Below are 15,857 nucleotides of genomic sequence, written 5' to 3'. Positions count from 1 at the left end.
CTACGCCCCGATCCGCACGGCGCGTCCGGTCACGCGGACGCCGGTGGCGCGGCCGGGGTCGAGGTCGACGTGCAGCAGGCTGGGACGGCCCATGTCGTGGCCCTGGTGGATCGTCACGCGCGCGGGCGGGGTGACGATGTCGAGGTCGCGGAGGTAGGCGCCGAACGCGGCGGCGGCCGCGCCGGTCGCGGGGTCCTCGACGACGCCGCCGACCGGGAACGGGTTGCGCGCGTGGAAGGTGGTGGGGTCGGTCGCGTCGCGGTGGACGAGGTCGACGGTCGTGAGGTCGCGCGCCGACATGTAGCCCTTGAGCTTCTCGAAGGCGTAGTCGAGCGCGGCGAGGCGGTCGCGCGTGCGGGCGGCGAGGATCAGGTGGCGGGCGCCGGCGTAGGCGACGCGGGGCGGGAGGTCGGGGTCGAGGTCCTCGTGGATCCACCCGAGCGCGCCGAGCGCCGCGTCGAGGTCGGTCGCGTGCTCGACGTGCGGCGCGACGCTCGTCAGCGTGGCGGTGAGGTTGCCGTCGTCGTCGGCCTGGGTCGCGACCGCGACGGGCCCGGCCTGGGTGGCGAGGGTGACCTCGCCCGGGCCGTCGCGCTCGGCGAGCGCGACGGCGGTCGCGATCGTCGCGTGGCCGCAGAACGGCACCTCGGCCGCGGGGCTGAAGTAGCGGACCGTGTGGGCGCGGGGGTCGGTGATGAAGGCGGTCTCGGAGTAGCCGACGTCGGCGGCGATGGCCTGCATCTGCGCGTCGGTGAGGGCGGAGGCGTCGAGGACGACGCCGGCGGGGTTGCCGCCCTCGGGCGTGTCGGTGAAGGCGGCGAGGCGCAGGACGTCGGGCATGGTGGCCCCGGAGCCTACGTCAGCGGCTGCGGCGCGCCAACGCGGCGCCGGCGAGGCACAGGACGCCGCCGGCGAGCGCGAGCCCGGGCGGCGTCTCGCCGAAGTAGGCCCAGCCGAAGAGCGTGGCGAGCGGCGGCACGAGGTAGGTCGTCGCGCCCATCCGGCCCGCGGTCGTGTGCGACAGCGCGTAGGCCCACGTGGTGAACGCGATCGCGGTGGGGAAGAGGCCGAGGTACGCGCTCCAGACCAGGGCGGTGGTGCCGGCGTCCTGGGCTTCGGAGGCGAGCTGTGGCGCGAAGGGCAGGCAGCAGACCATGCCCGTCGCACAGGCGAGGGTGGTGATCGTGAGCGGGCTCGTGGTGGCCAGCAGCGGCTTCTGGGCGACGACCGCGATCGCGTAGGTCAGCGCCGCGACGAGGCAGAGGACCGCGCCCCAGCTCGGCGTCAGGCCGTCCGAGGTCGCCGCGCCGATGAGGATCGCGCCGGCGAACGCGACCGCGCACCCGGCGACGAGCGTCGGCGGGAAGCCCTCCTTGAGGACCGTGCCGGCGAGCACGGCGATGAGCACGGGGCCGACGTTGACGAGCATCGCCGCGGTCCCGGCGTCGACGTGGCGCTCGGCCTCGTTGAGGGCGAGGTTGTAGATCCCGAACCACAGGACGCCGACGGCGAGCAGGCGGGGGACGTCCGCGCGCGGCGGCAGCCGCTCGCGCCGGACGATCGCCAGCGTCGCGAGCGCGGCGGTCCCGACCAGGAGCCGGGCCAGCGTGAGCGACCCGGCGCTGAGATCCTTGCCGGCGGCCCGGATGCCGACGAACGCCGACGCCCAGAGGACGACGGTCGTGAGCGCGGCGCCAAGGACGAGCGCCTGCGTGGGCGGGGCGGGAGCGGGGGCGGTCGTGGCCATCGGAGAGGAAGACGCTACGGGCGGGACGGTTCGGACACGGCCGAAGCGTGGGGCGTCCTCGTGTTCAACGTCGCGCGCCGGCGTCGCGTGAGGTCGGCTTCGTCACGAACCTGCGCAGGGTCCGTCGAGCATCTGCGCGGATCCGGGTCGACCGCCGCGTCGTCCCCTACCGTCGTGAGCACGCATGAGCACCGCCATCGACACCCGCGCCGAACAGCACCTCCACGCGCTCGCCGGACCTGACGCCGCGTTCCGCGAGCATCAGCTCGACGCCGTGCGCGACCTCGTCGAGGATCGCGCGCGCGTCCTCTGCGTCCAGCGCACCGGCTGGGGGAAGTCCGCGGTCTACTTCGTGGCGACCGCGCTGCTGCGGGAGGCCGGCGCGGGCCCGACGCTCATCGTCTCGCCGCTGCTCGCGCTGATGCGCAACCAGATCGACGCCGCGCGCAAGCTCGACCTGCGCGCCCACACCATCAACTCGACCAACCGCGATGCGTGGACCGAGGTCGCCGATCTCCTGGAACGCGACGCCGTCGACCTCCTGCTCATCAGCCCCGAGCGCCTCAACAACCCGCAGTTCCGCGACACCATGCTCCCGGTGTTCGCCCAGCGCGTCGGCCTGCTCGTCGTCGACGAGGCGCACTGCATCTCCGATTGGGGCCACGACTTCCGGCCCGATTACCGCCGCATCGGCGACATGCTCGAGCGCCTGCCCGACGGCGTCGGCGTGCTCTGTACCACCGCGACCGCGAACGACCGCGTCGTCGCCGACGTCTCCGAGCAGCTGGCCGCCGGCCGCGACGCCGGCGAGCTGCGCACCTACCGCGGCGCGCTCGGCCGCTCCAGCCTGCGCTTCGAGGTCGTCGACCTTCCGTCGCAGGCCGACCGCCTCGCGTGGCTCGCCCAGCACCTGCCCGAGCTGCCGGGCTCGGGCATCGTCTACACCCTGACCAAGCGCGACGCGGAGCTGGTCGCGACGTTCCTGACCGGCCGCGGGATCGCGGCCGAGGCCTACAGCGGCGAGATCGACACCGACCGGCGCATCGGCGTCGAGGACCGGCTGCTGCGCAACGAGCTCAAGGCCGTCGTCGCGACGAGCGCTCTGGGCATGGGCTACGACAAGCCCGACCTCGGCTTCGTCGTCCATTACCAGGCGCCCGGCTCGGTCATCTCCTACTACCAGCAGGTGGGCCGCGCCGGCCGCGGCATCGACCGCGCCGAGGTCGTGCTGCTGCGCGGCGCCGAGGACAAGCGCATCCAGGACTTCTTCATCGAGCAGGCCTTCCCGCGCCGCGAGATCGTGGATCGCGTGCTCGAGCACCTCGACGCGGTCGGCGGCGACGGCGCCGGCACGCAGGAGCTGATGGCCCAGGTCAACCTCGGCAAGACGCGGATCGAGGGCTTGTTGAAGGTGTTGGACGTCGAGGGCGCGGTCGCGCGCGACGGCTCGCGCTGGCTCGCGCGGCCGGGCAACGCCTGGACCTACGACGCCGAGCGCTACGGCCGCATCACCGAGCTGCGCCGCCGCGAGCAGACCGCGATGGCCGCCTTCGGCTCCGACGGCCGCTGCCTCATGCGTGCGCTGCAGGAGGAGCTCGACGATCCGGACCCCCAGGACTGCGGGCGCTGCTCGGTGTGCGCAGGCACGCGCTTCGACGGCCCGCTGGACGACACGGTCGTGCGCGACGCCGCGATCCACCTGCGCTCGCGGCCGGTGCTGATCGAGGTCAAGAAGATGGCGCCCGGCGACGACGGCCGGATGAAGAAGATCCCCGAGGCCGTCCGCGCCGAGGAGGGCCGCGCGCTCGCGCGCCTCGGCGACGGCGGCTGGGACCGGCTCGTCCAGGCCGGCCGCGCCGCCGGCCGCTTCGACGACGAGCTCGTCGCCGCGGCGGCCGAGACGATCCGGACCTGGGGCGCGCCGCTGGGCTGGGTGACGGCGGTGCCGTCGCTGCGCTCGGGCCCCCTGGTGCCGGACTTCGCGGAGCGCCTGGCCGCCGCGCTGCGCCTCCCGTTCGCGCCGGCGCTCGGCCGCGCCGAGGAGCGTCCGCCGCAGCGCGAGATGGCCAACGCCCCGCAGCAGGTCGGCAACGTGCGCGGCGCCTTCGCGGTGACCGGCGGCGTGAGCGCCGACCCGGTCCTGCTCGTCGACGACATCCGCTTCAGCGGCTGGACGCTGGCGATGCTGGCCGGCCAGCTGCGCCAGAAGGGCACCGGGCCCGTCTACCCGTTCGCGCTGGCGACGGCGTTCTAGCGTCCTGAGTCAGAAGCTCGCGGGCCGCTTCCGCGCGCTCGCCGCCGAGCATCACGGCCGCTGCGCCCGAGCTTCTGACTCAGGCCACTCGCTGAGCTTGCGGACGCCCGCGCGGCGGCGGCGATCCGTGCCGTGCCGGCGGGCTTCCGAAGTTCAGCTGCGGCCACGACCCGACAAGGGGGTACCGGAGCCGTGGCCGCAGCGCCGATCGTCAAGGACGCGCGGCGTCCGGTCACTACCGCAACGGTGGGAACCGTTCGACCAGTGTCCGCACGCGGTCCGGGATCCTGGGGAGATCCTGTGAGCCCAGGTGCGTCACGACCTCCAGGCCACGCAGCGCGCCGGAGGTCAGGACCGCGTCGGCCGCCGCGAGCTCGCCGAGCGCGAGCGGACGCTCGACGACGGCGAAGCCGAGCGCGCGCGCCAGGTCCAGCGCCGCCGCGCGCGTGACGCCCGGCAGGACCCGGCCGTCGAGTGGCGGCGTGACGAGCGCGTCGTCGAGGACCGCCAGCACGTTGGACCGCGTCGTCTCCAGCACGCCGCCGTCGAGGTCGACGAGCAGCGCCAACGCGGGCGCGACCGCCGCGTCGAGCGCGTCGATCAGGCGCCGGTCCCGCCACTTGCGGTCCCCGAGCCCGCCGGGCGCGGCGACCGGCGCCAGCCGCAGCGTCCCGTCGCCGGGCTCCGGCAGCGGCGCGACCTGGAGCCCGACGTCGCCGCGGGCGTCCAGCAGGACGCGCACGCGGCATGACGCCGCCTGCTCCAGCGCCGTGTGCCGGACCAGCGCCGCGACCGCGTCCGGAACCTCGACGCCGTAGAGCTCGACCGCCGCCCGGTGCAGCCGCTCCACGTGCTCCTCGACCGCGACGGCGACGCCGTCGAGAACCAGGATCGTCTCGAAGACGCCGCGCGCGGCGTCGGGCCGCGGCACGGGACGCGCCCCGAGCCGGAGCGGGGCGGGGATGGTGGTGGCCGGCGCGCCCGCGGCGCCCACATCGTCCGCCAGCTCCGCGCCGATGGCCATCAACAAGGGGTGCGCCTTGGCGAGGCACTCCGCGGCCTCGGCGTCGGGGTCGGAGTCGGCGACGATGCCGCCGCCGACGTCGAGCCAGGCCCGTCCCTCGGCGCACTCGAAGGTGCGGATCGCAACGGAGAGCTCCAGGCCCGCCGTCGGGCTCGCGAAGCCGATGGCGCCGCAGAACGCCTGGCGCGCGACGCTCTCCAGCGTGCTGATCGTGTCCATCGCCGCCAGCTTCGGCGCGCCCGTCACCGAGCCGGGCGGGAACGCCGCGGCGACCAGCGCGCCGTCGCCGACGCCGACGCGCCGGCGGCCGGTCACCTCGCTCACCAGATGCCAGACGCCGGCGTGGGGCCGGACCTCGGCGAGCGCGGTCACGGCCACGGTCCCCGGCTCGCAGACGCGCCCGAGGTCGTTGCGCATCAGGTCGACGATCATCACGTTCTCGGCGCGGTCCTTCTCCGACGCCGCCAGCTCCGCGCGCAGCGCTTCGGCGGCGTCGTCGTCCTCGGCCGGCCGCGGCCGCGTGCCCTTGATCGGCGCGCTGCGGACGACGTCCCCGTGCCGCGTGAGGAACAGCTCGGGCGAGAGGCTCGCGATCGCGCCGTCCGGTCCCGCCAGCCACGCGGCGCGATCCGGCGCCAGCGCCTCGACGCCCCGCGCGAGCAGGTCGACCGCGTCGCCGTCCAGATCCGCGCGCAGGCGCAGCGCGAGGTTGGCCTGGAACAGGTCGCCCTCGGCGATCCGCTCGCGGCACGCCTGCACGGCACGCGCGTGCCCGGCGACCGACGGCGTCGCGCGCCAGGCGCTGGTGCGCACCGGCCGCGGCCCGCCGACCCCCGCCGCGACGCGTGCCGCGAGCTCGGCCCTGCGCGCCGTCAGCGCGTCGGCGCGCGCCTCGGCCCAGAGCGCCTCGAACCACCACCCGCCGTCGGCGTCGCGCCGCAGCAGGTGGTCGTAGTAGGCGAGCATCGCCACCGGCCGCCGTTCGCCGACCGGCGCCGGCGGCGCCGCGCCAAGCCGCGGCTCCAGCCGCCGGCCGAGCCCGTACCCGAGCCCGCCGAACCACCCGCCGCCGACGAACCCGTCGGGAACGGCACCCGCCACGACCGGCTGCTCGTCGAGCAGCGCGAGGACGTCGTCGCGCTGCGCGTCGGCGATCCGCACCGGCGCGCTGCCGACGATCGCGCTCGCGCCCGCCCACCGCCCGACCAGCGCGAACGGCCGCGCGTCGTCGCGCACCAGCAGCCCCGCGTGGGCCGCGGGCACGTCGCCGTCGAGCGCGAACCGGACGACGCGCACCGGCTCGGCGGCGATGGAGGCGGTCGGGGAGGAGGGCACCACCCGGCATTGTCGCGCGCCGCCGCCCCGAGCCTCCGGAACCCTTTCCCGCCAGGGTCTCGGCGCGGGTAGAGTCGGCCCATGGCGACGGATGCCACGCGAGCGCGTGGGCGGCCGCGGAGCACGGAGGCCGATCGGGCGATCTTCGAGGCGACGCGGAGGCTGCTCGACGCGGCCGGCTACCACGGGCTGACCGTCGAGGGCGTGGCGGTGGAGGCCGGGGTCGCCAAGACCACGATCTACCGCCGCTACGCGAACAAGGCGCTGCTCGTCCTGGACAGCATGACCCAGGCCGCGCACGACGCGCCCGTCGCGCTGCCGGACACCGGCGCGTTCCGCGACGACCTCGTGGCGGTGGCCCACCTCGTCCGCGAGGAGATCGCGCCGAGCTCGCCGTCGTCGGTCGGCACCGCGCTGCTCGGCGAGGCCAGCCGCGATCCGGCCGTCGCCGAGCGGCTGCGCGCGTTCGCCGACTTCCGCTTCGAGCAGGGCAAGCCCGTCTACGACCGCGCCCGCCAGCGGGGCGAGCTGCGCCCCGACGCCGACTGGCGCGTCGTCGCCGAGCTCATCGTCGGCTGGATCTTCCACGCCTCGATCGTCAGCCGACGCCGGCCGGACGACGCGACGCTCGAGCGCACCGTCGACCTGCTCCTCGACGGCCTCGCGCCGCGCTGAGTCTCGCAACCCGCCGGCCGGCAGCAGCGCTCGGCTTCCCTAGACTGCTTCACATGCTCGACCGGCGCGTGGTCATCCGTGCGGCGATCGGCGGCGCGGCGGCGCTGTCGGTCCTGGCGCTCGCCGTCGGCGTCGCCAACGCGATCGTCCTGCTCGGCGGCGGAGGCGCGAAGACCGATCCGCGCGCGCTTCCCCATGCCCAGGCCGCGCTCGTCCTCGGCGCCTACGTCCAGCCGGACGGGCGCCCGTCGGCGATGCTCGAGGACCGCCTGCGCGCCACCGCGGCCCTCTACCACGACGGCCGCGTCGACAAGGTGCTCGCCTCTGGCGACCACGGCCGACCCGACTACGACGAGGTCAACGCGATGCGCGCCGAGCTCGTCCGCCTCGGCGTTCCCGACCGCGTCATCTTCACCGACCACGCCGGGTTCGCGACGCTCGACAGCGTGGTGCGCGCCCGCAAGGTCTTCGACGTCCGCAGCGCGATCGTCGTCACCCAGCCGTTCCACATGGCCCGGGCCCTCTGGCTCGCCCACCGCGCCGGCCTGACCGCCTACGGCCTGGAGGCCGGCAGCGGCAACGGCTACGGGGCCAAGGGCACGCAGGCCGGCGTCCGCGAGGTCCTCGCGCGCACCAAGGCGGTCGCGGACATCGTGACCGGCGCGCAGCCGAAGTTCCTCGGGCCGCAGGTCGACATCGCCGGCAGCGCGCAGGCCAGCCGCGGCTGACCCGAACCCCGGGCGCGCTCGCGCTCCTCGACCGGCTCGGCCGGCGGGCGCCCTCTGGCATGCTCGCCCGCATGCCCCGCGCCCTGCCGCTCGTCGCGCTGCTCGCCGCCGTCGTCCTCGTCGCGTGCGGCGGCAACGAGAGCGGCGCCGGCGCGCAGACCACCGCCACCGTCGCGGCCACCGGCGCGACCGCGGCGACCGGCTCGACCGACACCACCAACAACGCGACGGCCGCCGCCGGCCGCGGCGTCCGGCTCGTCCAGGTCGGCGCCTTCGACCAGCCGCTCTACGTCACCGCGCCGCGCGAGGATCGCCGGCGGATCTTCGTCGTCGGCCAGGCCGGGACGATCAGCGTCGTGCGCGGGGGCGCCAAGCGGCCGACGCCCTTCCTCGACGTCTCCGACAAGGTCACCGCCGGCGGCGAGCAAGGCCTGCTCGGCCTCGCGTTCGCCCCGGACTACCGGACCTCCGGGTTGTTCTACATCTACTACACGGGCAAGGACGGCAAGCAGCACCTCGTCGAGTACCGGCGCAGGACCGACGACACCGCCGACCCCGCCAGTGCGCGTCCGCTGATCGTCTTCGACGACCCCGAGTCCAACCACAACGGCGGCCAGCTGGCCTTCGGCCCGGACGGGTACCTCTACGTCGGCACCGGCGACGGCGGCGGCGGCGACGACCAGCACGGCGCCCGCGGCAACGCCCAGAGCCTCGGCTCGCCGCTCGGCAAGATCCTGCGGATCGACCCGCAGGCCGCCGCCGGCAAGGCCTACGCCATCCCGCCGAGCAACCCCTTCGTGAACCGCGCCGGCGCGCGGCCCGAGATCTACAGCTACGGCCTGCGCAACCCCTGGCGCTTCAGCTTCGACCGCCTGCGCGGCGACCTGGTCATCGGCGACGTCGGCCAGGACGCGGTCGAGGAGATCGACTTCGCGCGCAAGGGCACCGCCCGCGGCGCGAACTACGGCTGGCGCCCGTGGGAGGGCCGGTCACGCAACTTCGACGAGCCGGCGCCCGGCGCGAAGTTCCCCGTGATCACCAAGAGCCACCGCGACGGCTGGTGCTCGATCACCGGCGGCTACGTCGTGCGCGACCGCGCGGTCCCGGGCCTCTACGGCCGCTACGTCTACGGCGACTACTGCAAGGGCGAGCTGCGCAGCGCGCGCCTGTCCGGCGGCCGCGCGAGCGACGACCGCAAGATCGCGGGGCTGAAGACGATCTCCGGGCTGGACTCGTTCGGCGAGGACGCCGCCGGCCGTGTCTACGTCGTCTCCCAGCAGGGCTCGGTCTACCGGTTCGCCGCGCGCTGACCGCGGCGGGCGCGGGCCCGCGCCCGCCAGGGCGGCTCGGCGACGTCCACCACGGCCTCCGGCGGCGCCAGGCGCAACGCGTCGAACGCGGCCTCCAGGTCGCGCGCCAGGTCGACGACGTCCGGCACGACCTCCGCGTCCGCTGCGAGCCCGACGTGCAGCCGCCCGTCGTAGGAGACCGCGCCGACCGTGAGCGCGTGGCCGTGCAGCAGCGGGACCATCGGGTGGATGGCGCGCAGCGGGCGGCCGAGGAGCGCGAGCGTCGCCGGCGGGCCCGGCACGTTGGACACCACCAGCGTGAACGGGACGGCGCGCAGGGCCGCGCGGGCGACCGCGCGGCGGCCCGGCCCGGGCAGCGCGTCGGCGGCGCGGCCGAGCGCCTCCAGCGCGCCGGCGTCGCCGCCGGCCTTGCCCGCCACCGTCCGCGCGTGGACGAGCGTCAGGACACGGTCGGGCGCCGGCTCGCCGACGGGCAGCTCGACGGCCAGGAACGAGATCCGGTTGCCGACCGCCTCGCCGCCCGCCTCGCCGCGCACGTTGACCGGGACGAGCGCCCGGACCGTCTCGCGCGCGTCGCCGCGCCGGCGCAGCGCGGCCCGCAGCGCGATGCTCGTCGCGGCCAGCAGGACGTCGTTGACCGTCGCCTCGCGGCGTGCGCCGGCGGCGCGGACGGCGTCCAAAGGCACGCCGGCGTAGGCGACGAGGCGCCGCGCGGTGGCGGAGCGCTCGAGGCTCGTCGGCGGCTGGCGGTGGGTGAGCGCGTCGACCGCGCGGGCGGCGGTCCGCAGCACCTCGGTGGCGCGGGCGGCGGAGTCGGGACGGGGGACGCCCGGTTCGGTGCCCCACAGCGCGCCCGCTGCGTCCCGGACCGCGCCCGCCGCGGCGCGCGCCCGCGTCTCGGCCGTCGCCCACAGCGCGGCGCCCGCCGCCGGCGCGGCCTCCGGCGCCCAGGCCCGGCCGTCGCGACCGTAGGCGGCCTCCGGCCCGAAGAGCAGTTGCGCCACCTCGATCGCGGCGACCCCGTCGACCAGCGCGTGGTGCGCCTGGCCGACGATCGCGAACCCGCCGTCCAGCCCGTCGACCAGGTACATCCGCCACAGCGGCCGGTTCAGCGGAAGCGGCCGCGACAGCAGCACGCCCGCGACCTCGCGCAGCTGCTCGGCGCCGCCCGGCGCCGGGGCCGTGACCCCGAAGGCGTGATGGGCGACGTCGAAGCGGACGTCGTCGACCCACGTGCCGTGCGCCAGCCGCCGCCGGAACCGCGGCACGGCGCCCAGGCGCGCGTCGAGGTGCCGGCGCAGCGCCGCGATCGACGGGGCGCGCCCGCCGAACCGCAGCGTCCAGCCGACGTGCAGCGGCGCCTGCGGCGTCTCGAGGTCCAGGAACGCGAGGTCCAGGGCGGTGGGGCGATCCACTGGAGCCCATCCTCTCGCACAAACGTCCAGGCTGGGCCAAGTCCCATTAAAGAATGTTCGGGTCTTGCCGTTTAAAGGCGAGAGGCGCCCTCTCAGAGGACGCCTCGAAACAACTCGCCGTGTGTTTTAGCTATCCACGGAAACCCACGGTGCACCCCCAAGATGTCTGCGCTGCGCACCACCGCAGCGACTAGCGGACGGACGGATATCCCGACGACACGGCGCCCCGCCTGCCAGCACGGCGCCGTTTCGTCATGCGGGACGCAAGTTTCTTGCTCAGACGTCCATCGCACCATCCCCACTTCTGGGTATCGGACAGGCCTTTGGACGTATGTCCTATCTAGCCTGGATTATGTGTCTAAGCCGTCCAGATAGGACGCAGAGACGCATTCCGACTGCCCGAAAGCCCTGCAAATCGCGGCCCTAGCAGACCGCGGTGCCGAAGGCGAATCCGCTCAGGCGGCCTGCGGCAGGGCGTAGCCCCGCACCCGCGCGTCGAAATCGAGCTCGCGCTCGAAGTCCGCGTCGGTCGTGTGCTGGAACTGCAGACGACTGCGTTCCAGGACCCGGATGAAGGCCTCGACGAGGTCGCCGTCGAGCTGCGCGCCGGACACCCGGCGCAGCTCCGCGATCGCCTCGGCCTGCGACACGGGGTCGCGGTAGGAGTCGCGCGCGGTCATCACGTCGTAGGTGTCGGCGATCGAGATCATCCGCGACAGCATCGGGATCTCCTCGCCGGTCAGGCCACGCGGATAGCCGCGGCCGTCGATGCGCTCGTGGTGCGCGAGGATGATCTCGGCCACCGGGCCGTAGCCGTTGATCCGGCGGACCAGGCGCGCGCCCTGGTAGGGGTGCGTGCGCACGATCTTCCAGTCGTCGTCGTCCAGCTTGCGGTTGGCGAGCAGGATCCGATCCGGGAAGGCGAACTTGCCGATGTCGTGCAGCAGGCCGGCGGTGTGCACCAGCTCCTGCTCGACGGTCGTGCAGCCGACCTCGTCGGCGATCGCCCGCGCGTAGCGCGCGACGGCGGCCGAGTGGCGGGCGGTCATGCGGTCGCGCAGCGAGAGCGTCTGGACGAGCGCCGCGAGGACGCCGACCTGGAGCGAGGCGAGCTGCGTCGAGCGCGCCTCGAGCTGGACGCCGCGCTCCTGGGAGAGCAGCAGCTCGCGCGTGAGGACCTGGAAGAGGAAGAGCGCGACGAGGACCGCGACGAGCGCCGGGAGCCCGACCGCGCGGTAGGTCGCGGCCGAGGCGACGGCCAGCGCGGCGGCGAGCGCCTCGGACGGCAGGATCGGGACGTAGACGCGGCGCAGGTCCGTCCAGATCGAGCGGCCCGAGCCCTGCCCGAGCGGAATCGCGATCATCAGGAAGTTGACGATGTTGACCACGCCGAAGACGGCCGAGACCGCGAGCGCGAACGTCGCGCCGTCCGCCGAGCCGATGTCCAGCACGCGGACGGCGAGGCCGCCGATCAGCGGGAACGTCGCGTAGGCCACGACGTTGGTGAAGACGACCATCGGACCGGTCTTGTCGCGCAGCGCGGCGATGGCGATCGTGAGCAGGCCGATCGCGACGGCGGGGCCGGGGCCGAGCAGGGCCATGGCGAGGACGAGCGCGATGAACGAGCCCGTCATCCGCAGCGTCTTGGTCTCGATCGCCATGACGTCGGAGGCGATCGCGATGCCCGCGAGGAACAGCACGAGGGTGATCGGCTGCCAATCAGAGATGCGCGACGTCGCCACTACGACGACAAGGGATGTCGTGAGCAGCACAGTCTGCGCGGCGACAATGGTCCTACGGCCCATTACGCCCTGCTTATCGGCCTAGTCAGCCAAATCCTTAGCTGAGGGCAGGCCGCATCGCGGCCGCCCAGGCGTTTACATTGACCGCCGTGTCGCCGGTGAGCAGATCGCTGCGGGTGCGGGGGTTCCCCGCGCTCGCCACGTCGTACGCGATCAACGAGCTGGGCGACAACCTCGGGCTCATCGCGCTGGCGATCCTCGTCCTGGACGAGACCAACTCCGCGCTGGCCGTCACCGCGCTGTTCATCGCGGGGAAGTTCATCCCGGCGCTCATCGCGCCGGGGCTGACGGCCGGGCTCGACCATCGGCGGATCTCGCGCGTCCTGCCGGCGCTCTACGCGCTGGAGGCGGGGGCGTTCGCGGGCCTGGCGTCGATCGCGGACGCGTTCTGGCTGCCCGGCGTCGCGGCGCTGGCGTTCGCCGACGGCCTCCTCGCGGTCACGGCGCGCGGGCTGTCACGCGGGGCGATCGCCGCGGTGCTCAGCCCGGCGGGCGTGCTGCGCGAGGGCAACGCGCTCATCAACGTCGTCTTCGCCGTCATGAGCGCCGCTGGCCCCGTGCTGGCCGGCCTGATCGTCCAGGCGTGGGGCGTCCCGACCGCGCTGTGGCTGGACTCCGCGTCGTTCCTGATCATCGCGCTGCTGCTCGTCGCCAGCGCGCGGTCGCTGCCGGAGCCCGAGCCCCATCAGCCCGGCGAAGGCTGGCGCTCGCGCGTTCGCGACGGGCTCGCGTACGTGCGCGACCACCCGACGGCCGGGCGGCTGATCGCCGGCGAGTCGGTCGCGATCCTGTTCTTCACGCTGATCATCCCGATCGAGGTGGTCTACGCGAAGGAGACGCTGGACTCGACCTCGGTGGGCTTCGGAGCGCTGATCGCGTCCTGGGGCGTGGGGATCCTGATCGGGTCGGCGCTCTTCGCGCGGGCGCGCGGGCGCTCGCTGGGCATGCTGGTGCTCGTGTCGACCGCGGCGATCGGCGCGAGCTACGCGATCATGGCCGTCGCGCCGACCCTGGCGATCGCGTGCGCGGCGTCGGTCCTCGGCGGCACCGGCAACGGCGTGCAGTGGGTGGCGGTGATGACCGCGCTGCAGGAGTCGGTCGAGGCCGAGTACCAGGCGCGCGCGGCGGGCCTGCTGGAGTCCGCGTTGGCCGCGGTGCCGGGGATCGGCTACCTGATCGGCGGCGGGCTGACGGCGGCGGTGTCGCCACGGCTGGCCTACGCGGTGTCGGCGGTCGGCGTCGCGGTGGTCGTCGTGATCTGGTCGCGGAGGCCGATCGTGCCCGAGCGCGTCACCGTCTGAGCGCCTCGTAGGCTTGGGGCGCGATGGCCCGCGATCCGCTCGCCCCCTACGACGTCGCGCTGGTCCGGGCCGACAACCCGTCGGCGCTGACGCTGAGCGGAACCAACACGTGGCTGGTGGGGCGCGATCCGTGCTGGGTCGTCGACCCGGGGCCGGACCTGCACGAGCACGTCGGGGCGGTCCTGGCCGAGGGCGTCGTGCGCGGCGGGATCGGCGGCGTGGCGCTGACGCATCGGCACGCGGACCACGCCGGCGCGGTCGAGGCGCTGGTGGCCGGGGCCGGGGACGCCGTCGAGGTGGTGATCGGGGCCGCGGATGGCGCTCGCGTCGGGCCGCTGGAGGCGATCGCGGTTCCCGGGCACGCGCCGGATCACGTGTGCTTCGCGCTGGGCGACGCCGGCGGCGTGTGCTTCACCGGCGACGCCGTGCTGGGCGAGGGGAGCGTGTTCATCGCGCCGGACCCGGGCGCGATGGCGTCCTACCTGCGCGGGCTGGAGCGGCTGCGCGCGCGGCGGTTCGCGCTGCTGGCGCCGGGGCACGGGCCGGTGGTCGGCGACCCGGAGGCCAAGTTGGAGGAGTACATCGCGCATCGGCTGGATCGGGAGCGGCGGCTGGCGGCCGCGCTGGACGCGGGCGCGCGGTCGATCGACGAGCTGCTCGACGCGGCGTGGGACGACGTTCCGGACGCGCTGCGGCTGCCGGCGACGGTGACGCTCTACGCGCACCTGGACAAGCTCGCCGAGGAGGGCCGGGTGCCCGCCCGGGTCGAGGAGCGGCCGGAGTGGTTCGCCCAGATCGGGCGCCACGCGCACTGAGCCGAGGCTCGTCTACCCTGGTTCGCGCGATGCTCGCCAACGTGTACGCCATCTTCATCTGCGTGTGCTGCGTGGCCGGGATCATCTGGATCCTCTGGGTCATGCGCCACGGCGACCAGGATCGTCACGACGAAGACGCGGCCCGCCTCTTCTTCGACGAGCACGGACACTGGCCCGACGAGACGCTCGAAGAGGCGATCGCCGAGCGCGAGCGCATCGCGGCGGCCGCCAACGGCCCGGTCACGCCGGTGAGCCGCGCCTCGTCGGACGGCCTGGTCTAGGTCGTCGGTCCGCGGGGACGGGCGTGGCGGCGGGTCTGCGGCGCGGGTCAGCCGCGCGCGAGGCGTGACTCGGCGAGCGCCATCGCCGCGGTCAGCGGCGTCGTGCCGGCCGCGGCGGCGTCGTCGAAGACGCGGCGCAGGGTGTCGCCGATCTCGACGGTGCGCGTCGTCGCCCGATCGGGGTCGTAGCCGCCGCGGTCGAGCTCGACGGCGATGTTGACGATGCCGCCGGCGTTGGCGACGAAGTCGGGCGCCCAGAGGACGCCGTGCTCGCGGAGCAGGTCGGCGACGTCAGAGGACGCGAGCTGGTTGTTGGCGGCGCCGGCGACCGCGGGCGCCTGGAGGCGCGGCACGGAGTCGTGGTCCAGGACGCCGCCGAGCGCGCAGGGGACGAGGACGTCGACGGCGGCGGTCATCGCCTTGGCCGGCGTCGTCCATCGCGCGCCCAGCTTCTCGGCCTCGGCCTTCTTGGTGGGGTCGATGTCGGCGACGACGAGCTTGGCGCCGCCGCGGGCGAGCAGCTTCGCGACCCGCAGACCGACGTGCCCGAGGCCGACGACCGCGGCGGTGCGGCCCTTCAGCGACGGCGTGTCGAACGCGCGCTCGACCGTCGCCTCGATCGCGGCCACCACGCCGAGCGCGGTGAACGGGCTGGGGTCGCCGGAGCCGCCGACCCGGCGCGAGAGGCCGGAGACGTGCGACGTCGCCTTGGCGATCACGGTCATGTCGCGGGTCGAGGTCCCGACGTCCTCGGCGGTGACGTAGCTGCCGCCGAGGCGCTCGACGGTCTCGCCGAAGTCCAGCAGCGCGGCGCGGCGGCGCCTGGCGTCGAGCGGCTCGTCGGGCTTGACGACGATCACGCCCTTGCCGCCGCCGAGCGGGAGGCCCGCGACGGCCGACTTGTAGGTCATGCCCTCCGACAGGCGCAGCGCGTCGCGGATCGCGGCCCGGTTGTCGTCATAGGTCCACATCCGGCAGCCGCCCAGCGAGGGGCCGCGCACCGTCGAGTGGACGGCGACGATCGTGTTGAGCCCGGACCGCGGCCCGCGCCGCACGTAGAGCTCTTCATGGTCGAGTGTCGCGAGGTAGCGCTCGATGCGGCGACCCTAGCGCGTGCCGTCGCGCCGCCGATGTCCGCATGGCGGTGGGGCGCTGCGGCCGGTCTCGACG

General features: G+C 74.8%; 13 protein-coding genes. 7 read left to right on the top strand and 6 right to left on the bottom strand.

Translation table 11 applies throughout. The features are described 5' to 3' along the window. Both DSM104299_RS24065 and DSM104299_RS24060 read right to left on the bottom strand, forming a co-directional pair. The gene (locus tag DSM104299_RS24065; RefSeq protein WP_272474211.1) at positions 1-840 is read right to left on the bottom strand and encodes a PhzF family phenazine biosynthesis protein; all 840 of its coding nucleotides are present in this window, start codon (positions 838-840) and stop codon (positions 1-3) included. A gap of 19 nt (positions 841-859) precedes the next feature. Then, positions 860-1,747: a DMT family transporter gene (locus tag DSM104299_RS24060; RefSeq protein WP_272474210.1), complete on the bottom strand. Its 888-nt coding sequence runs from the start codon at positions 1,745-1,747 to the stop codon at positions 860-862. Between the two features lie 184 nt (positions 1,748-1,931). Here DSM104299_RS24060 and DSM104299_RS24055 point away from each other — a divergent pair, with 184 nt between their 5' ends. Further along, entirely contained in the window at positions 1,932-4,001 is a 2,070-nt protein-coding gene (locus DSM104299_RS24055; protein WP_272474209.1) for a RecQ family ATP-dependent DNA helicase, read from the top strand. Between the two features lie 235 nt (positions 4,002-4,236). Here DSM104299_RS24055 and DSM104299_RS24050 read toward each other — a convergent pair whose 3' ends face one another. Beyond that, positions 4,237-6,360 carry an aminodeoxychorismate synthase component I gene (locus DSM104299_RS24050; protein ID WP_272474208.1) on the bottom strand — a complete coding sequence of 708 codons (2,124 nt, stop codon included), beginning with the start codon at positions 6,358-6,360 and terminating at the stop codon, positions 4,237-4,239. Between the two features lie 81 nt (positions 6,361-6,441). Between DSM104299_RS24050 and DSM104299_RS24045 the strand changes: the two genes are divergently transcribed. From DSM104299_RS24045 to DSM104299_RS24035, 3 genes are all read left to right on the top strand, one after another. Next, positions 6,442-7,035 carry a TetR/AcrR family transcriptional regulator gene (locus DSM104299_RS24045; protein WP_272474207.1) on the top strand — a complete coding sequence of 198 codons (594 nt, stop codon included), beginning with the start codon at positions 6,442-6,444 and terminating at the stop codon, positions 7,033-7,035. A gap of 53 nt (positions 7,036-7,088) precedes the next feature. Next, positions 7,089-7,763, top strand: a complete 675-nt coding sequence (locus DSM104299_RS24040) for a SanA/YdcF family protein (protein ID WP_272474206.1) — start codon at positions 7,089-7,091, stop codon at positions 7,761-7,763. A gap of 71 nt (positions 7,764-7,834) precedes the next feature. Further along, positions 7,835-9,073, top strand: coding sequence for a PQQ-dependent sugar dehydrogenase (locus DSM104299_RS24035; RefSeq protein WP_272474205.1), 1,239 nt, complete (start codon positions 7,835-7,837; stop codon positions 9,071-9,073). On the opposite strand, the gene DSM104299_RS24030 is transcribed toward DSM104299_RS24035, so the two are convergent. Then, a complete protein-coding gene (locus DSM104299_RS24030) occupies positions 9,052-10,488 on the bottom strand; it encodes a wax ester/triacylglycerol synthase family O-acyltransferase (protein WP_272474204.1) in 1,437 nt (478 codons plus the stop codon). The genes DSM104299_RS24035 and DSM104299_RS24030 overlap by 22 nt on opposite strands. Positions 10,489-10,943: 455 nt before the next feature. After that, entirely contained in the window at positions 10,944-12,230 is a 1,287-nt protein-coding gene (locus DSM104299_RS24025; protein ID WP_272474203.1) for an HD domain-containing phosphohydrolase, read from the bottom strand. Positions 12,231-12,379: 149 nt separating this feature from the next. Here DSM104299_RS24025 and DSM104299_RS24020 point away from each other — a divergent pair, with 149 nt between their 5' ends. The 3 genes from DSM104299_RS24020 to DSM104299_RS24010 are packed head-to-tail and all read left to right on the top strand — an operon-like array spanning position 12,380 to position 14,687. Continuing rightward, positions 12,380-13,591, top strand: a complete 1,212-nt coding sequence (locus tag DSM104299_RS24020) for an MFS transporter (protein ID WP_272474202.1) — start codon at positions 12,380-12,382, stop codon at positions 13,589-13,591. Positions 13,592-13,614: 23 nt separating this feature from the next. Continuing rightward, the gene (locus DSM104299_RS24015) at positions 13,615-14,406 is read left to right on the top strand and encodes an MBL fold metallo-hydrolase (protein WP_272474201.1); all 792 of its coding nucleotides are present in this window, start codon (positions 13,615-13,617) and stop codon (positions 14,404-14,406) included. A gap of 29 nt (positions 14,407-14,435) precedes the next feature. Beyond that, positions 14,436-14,687, top strand: a complete 252-nt coding sequence (locus DSM104299_RS24010; protein WP_272474200.1) for a hypothetical protein — start codon at positions 14,436-14,438, stop codon at positions 14,685-14,687. 47 nt (positions 14,688-14,734) lie between these two features. Here the strand turns inward: DSM104299_RS24010 and DSM104299_RS24005 are convergent, their stop codons facing one another. Further along, positions 14,735-15,742, bottom strand: a complete 1,008-nt coding sequence (locus tag DSM104299_RS24005; protein WP_272474199.1) for a Glu/Leu/Phe/Val family dehydrogenase — start codon at positions 15,740-15,742, stop codon at positions 14,735-14,737. Positions 15,743-15,857: the final 115 nt, after the last annotated feature.

The organism is Baekduia alba, assembly GCF_028416635.1.
GTDB classification, from domain to species: Bacteria; Actinomycetota; Thermoleophilia; order Solirubrobacterales; family Solirubrobacteraceae; genus Baekduia; species Baekduia alba.
The sequence above is the reverse complement of the archived record's forward strand: the minus strand, read 5'-3'. Positions and strand labels throughout refer to the sequence as shown.

What these genes read in the sequence shown, in the direction of transcription:
- DSM104299_RS24065 (WP_272474211.1), bottom strand. Translation starts at nt 840, where the DNA reads ATGCCCGACGTCCTGCGCCTCGCCGCCTTCACCGACACGCCCGAGGGC.
- DSM104299_RS24060 (WP_272474210.1), bottom strand. Translation starts at nt 1,747, where the DNA reads ATGGCCACGACCGCCCCCGCTCCCGCCCCGCCCACGCAGGCGCTCGTC.
- DSM104299_RS24055 (WP_272474209.1), top strand. Translation starts at nt 1,932, where the DNA reads ATGAGCACCGCCATCGACACCCGCGCCGAACAGCACCTCCACGCGCTC.
- DSM104299_RS24045 (WP_272474207.1), top strand. Translation starts at nt 6,442, where the DNA reads ATGGCGACGGATGCCACGCGAGCGCGTGGGCGGCCGCGGAGCACGGAG.
- DSM104299_RS24040 (WP_272474206.1), top strand. Translation starts at nt 7,089, where the DNA reads ATGCTCGACCGGCGCGTGGTCATCCGTGCGGCGATCGGCGGCGCGGCG.
- DSM104299_RS24035 (WP_272474205.1), top strand. Translation starts at nt 7,835, where the DNA reads ATGCCCCGCGCCCTGCCGCTCGTCGCGCTGCTCGCCGCCGTCGTCCTC.
- DSM104299_RS24015 (WP_272474201.1), top strand. Translation starts at nt 13,615, where the DNA reads ATGGCCCGCGATCCGCTCGCCCCCTACGACGTCGCGCTGGTCCGGGCC.
- DSM104299_RS24010 (WP_272474200.1), top strand. Translation starts at nt 14,436, where the DNA reads ATGCTCGCCAACGTGTACGCCATCTTCATCTGCGTGTGCTGCGTGGCC.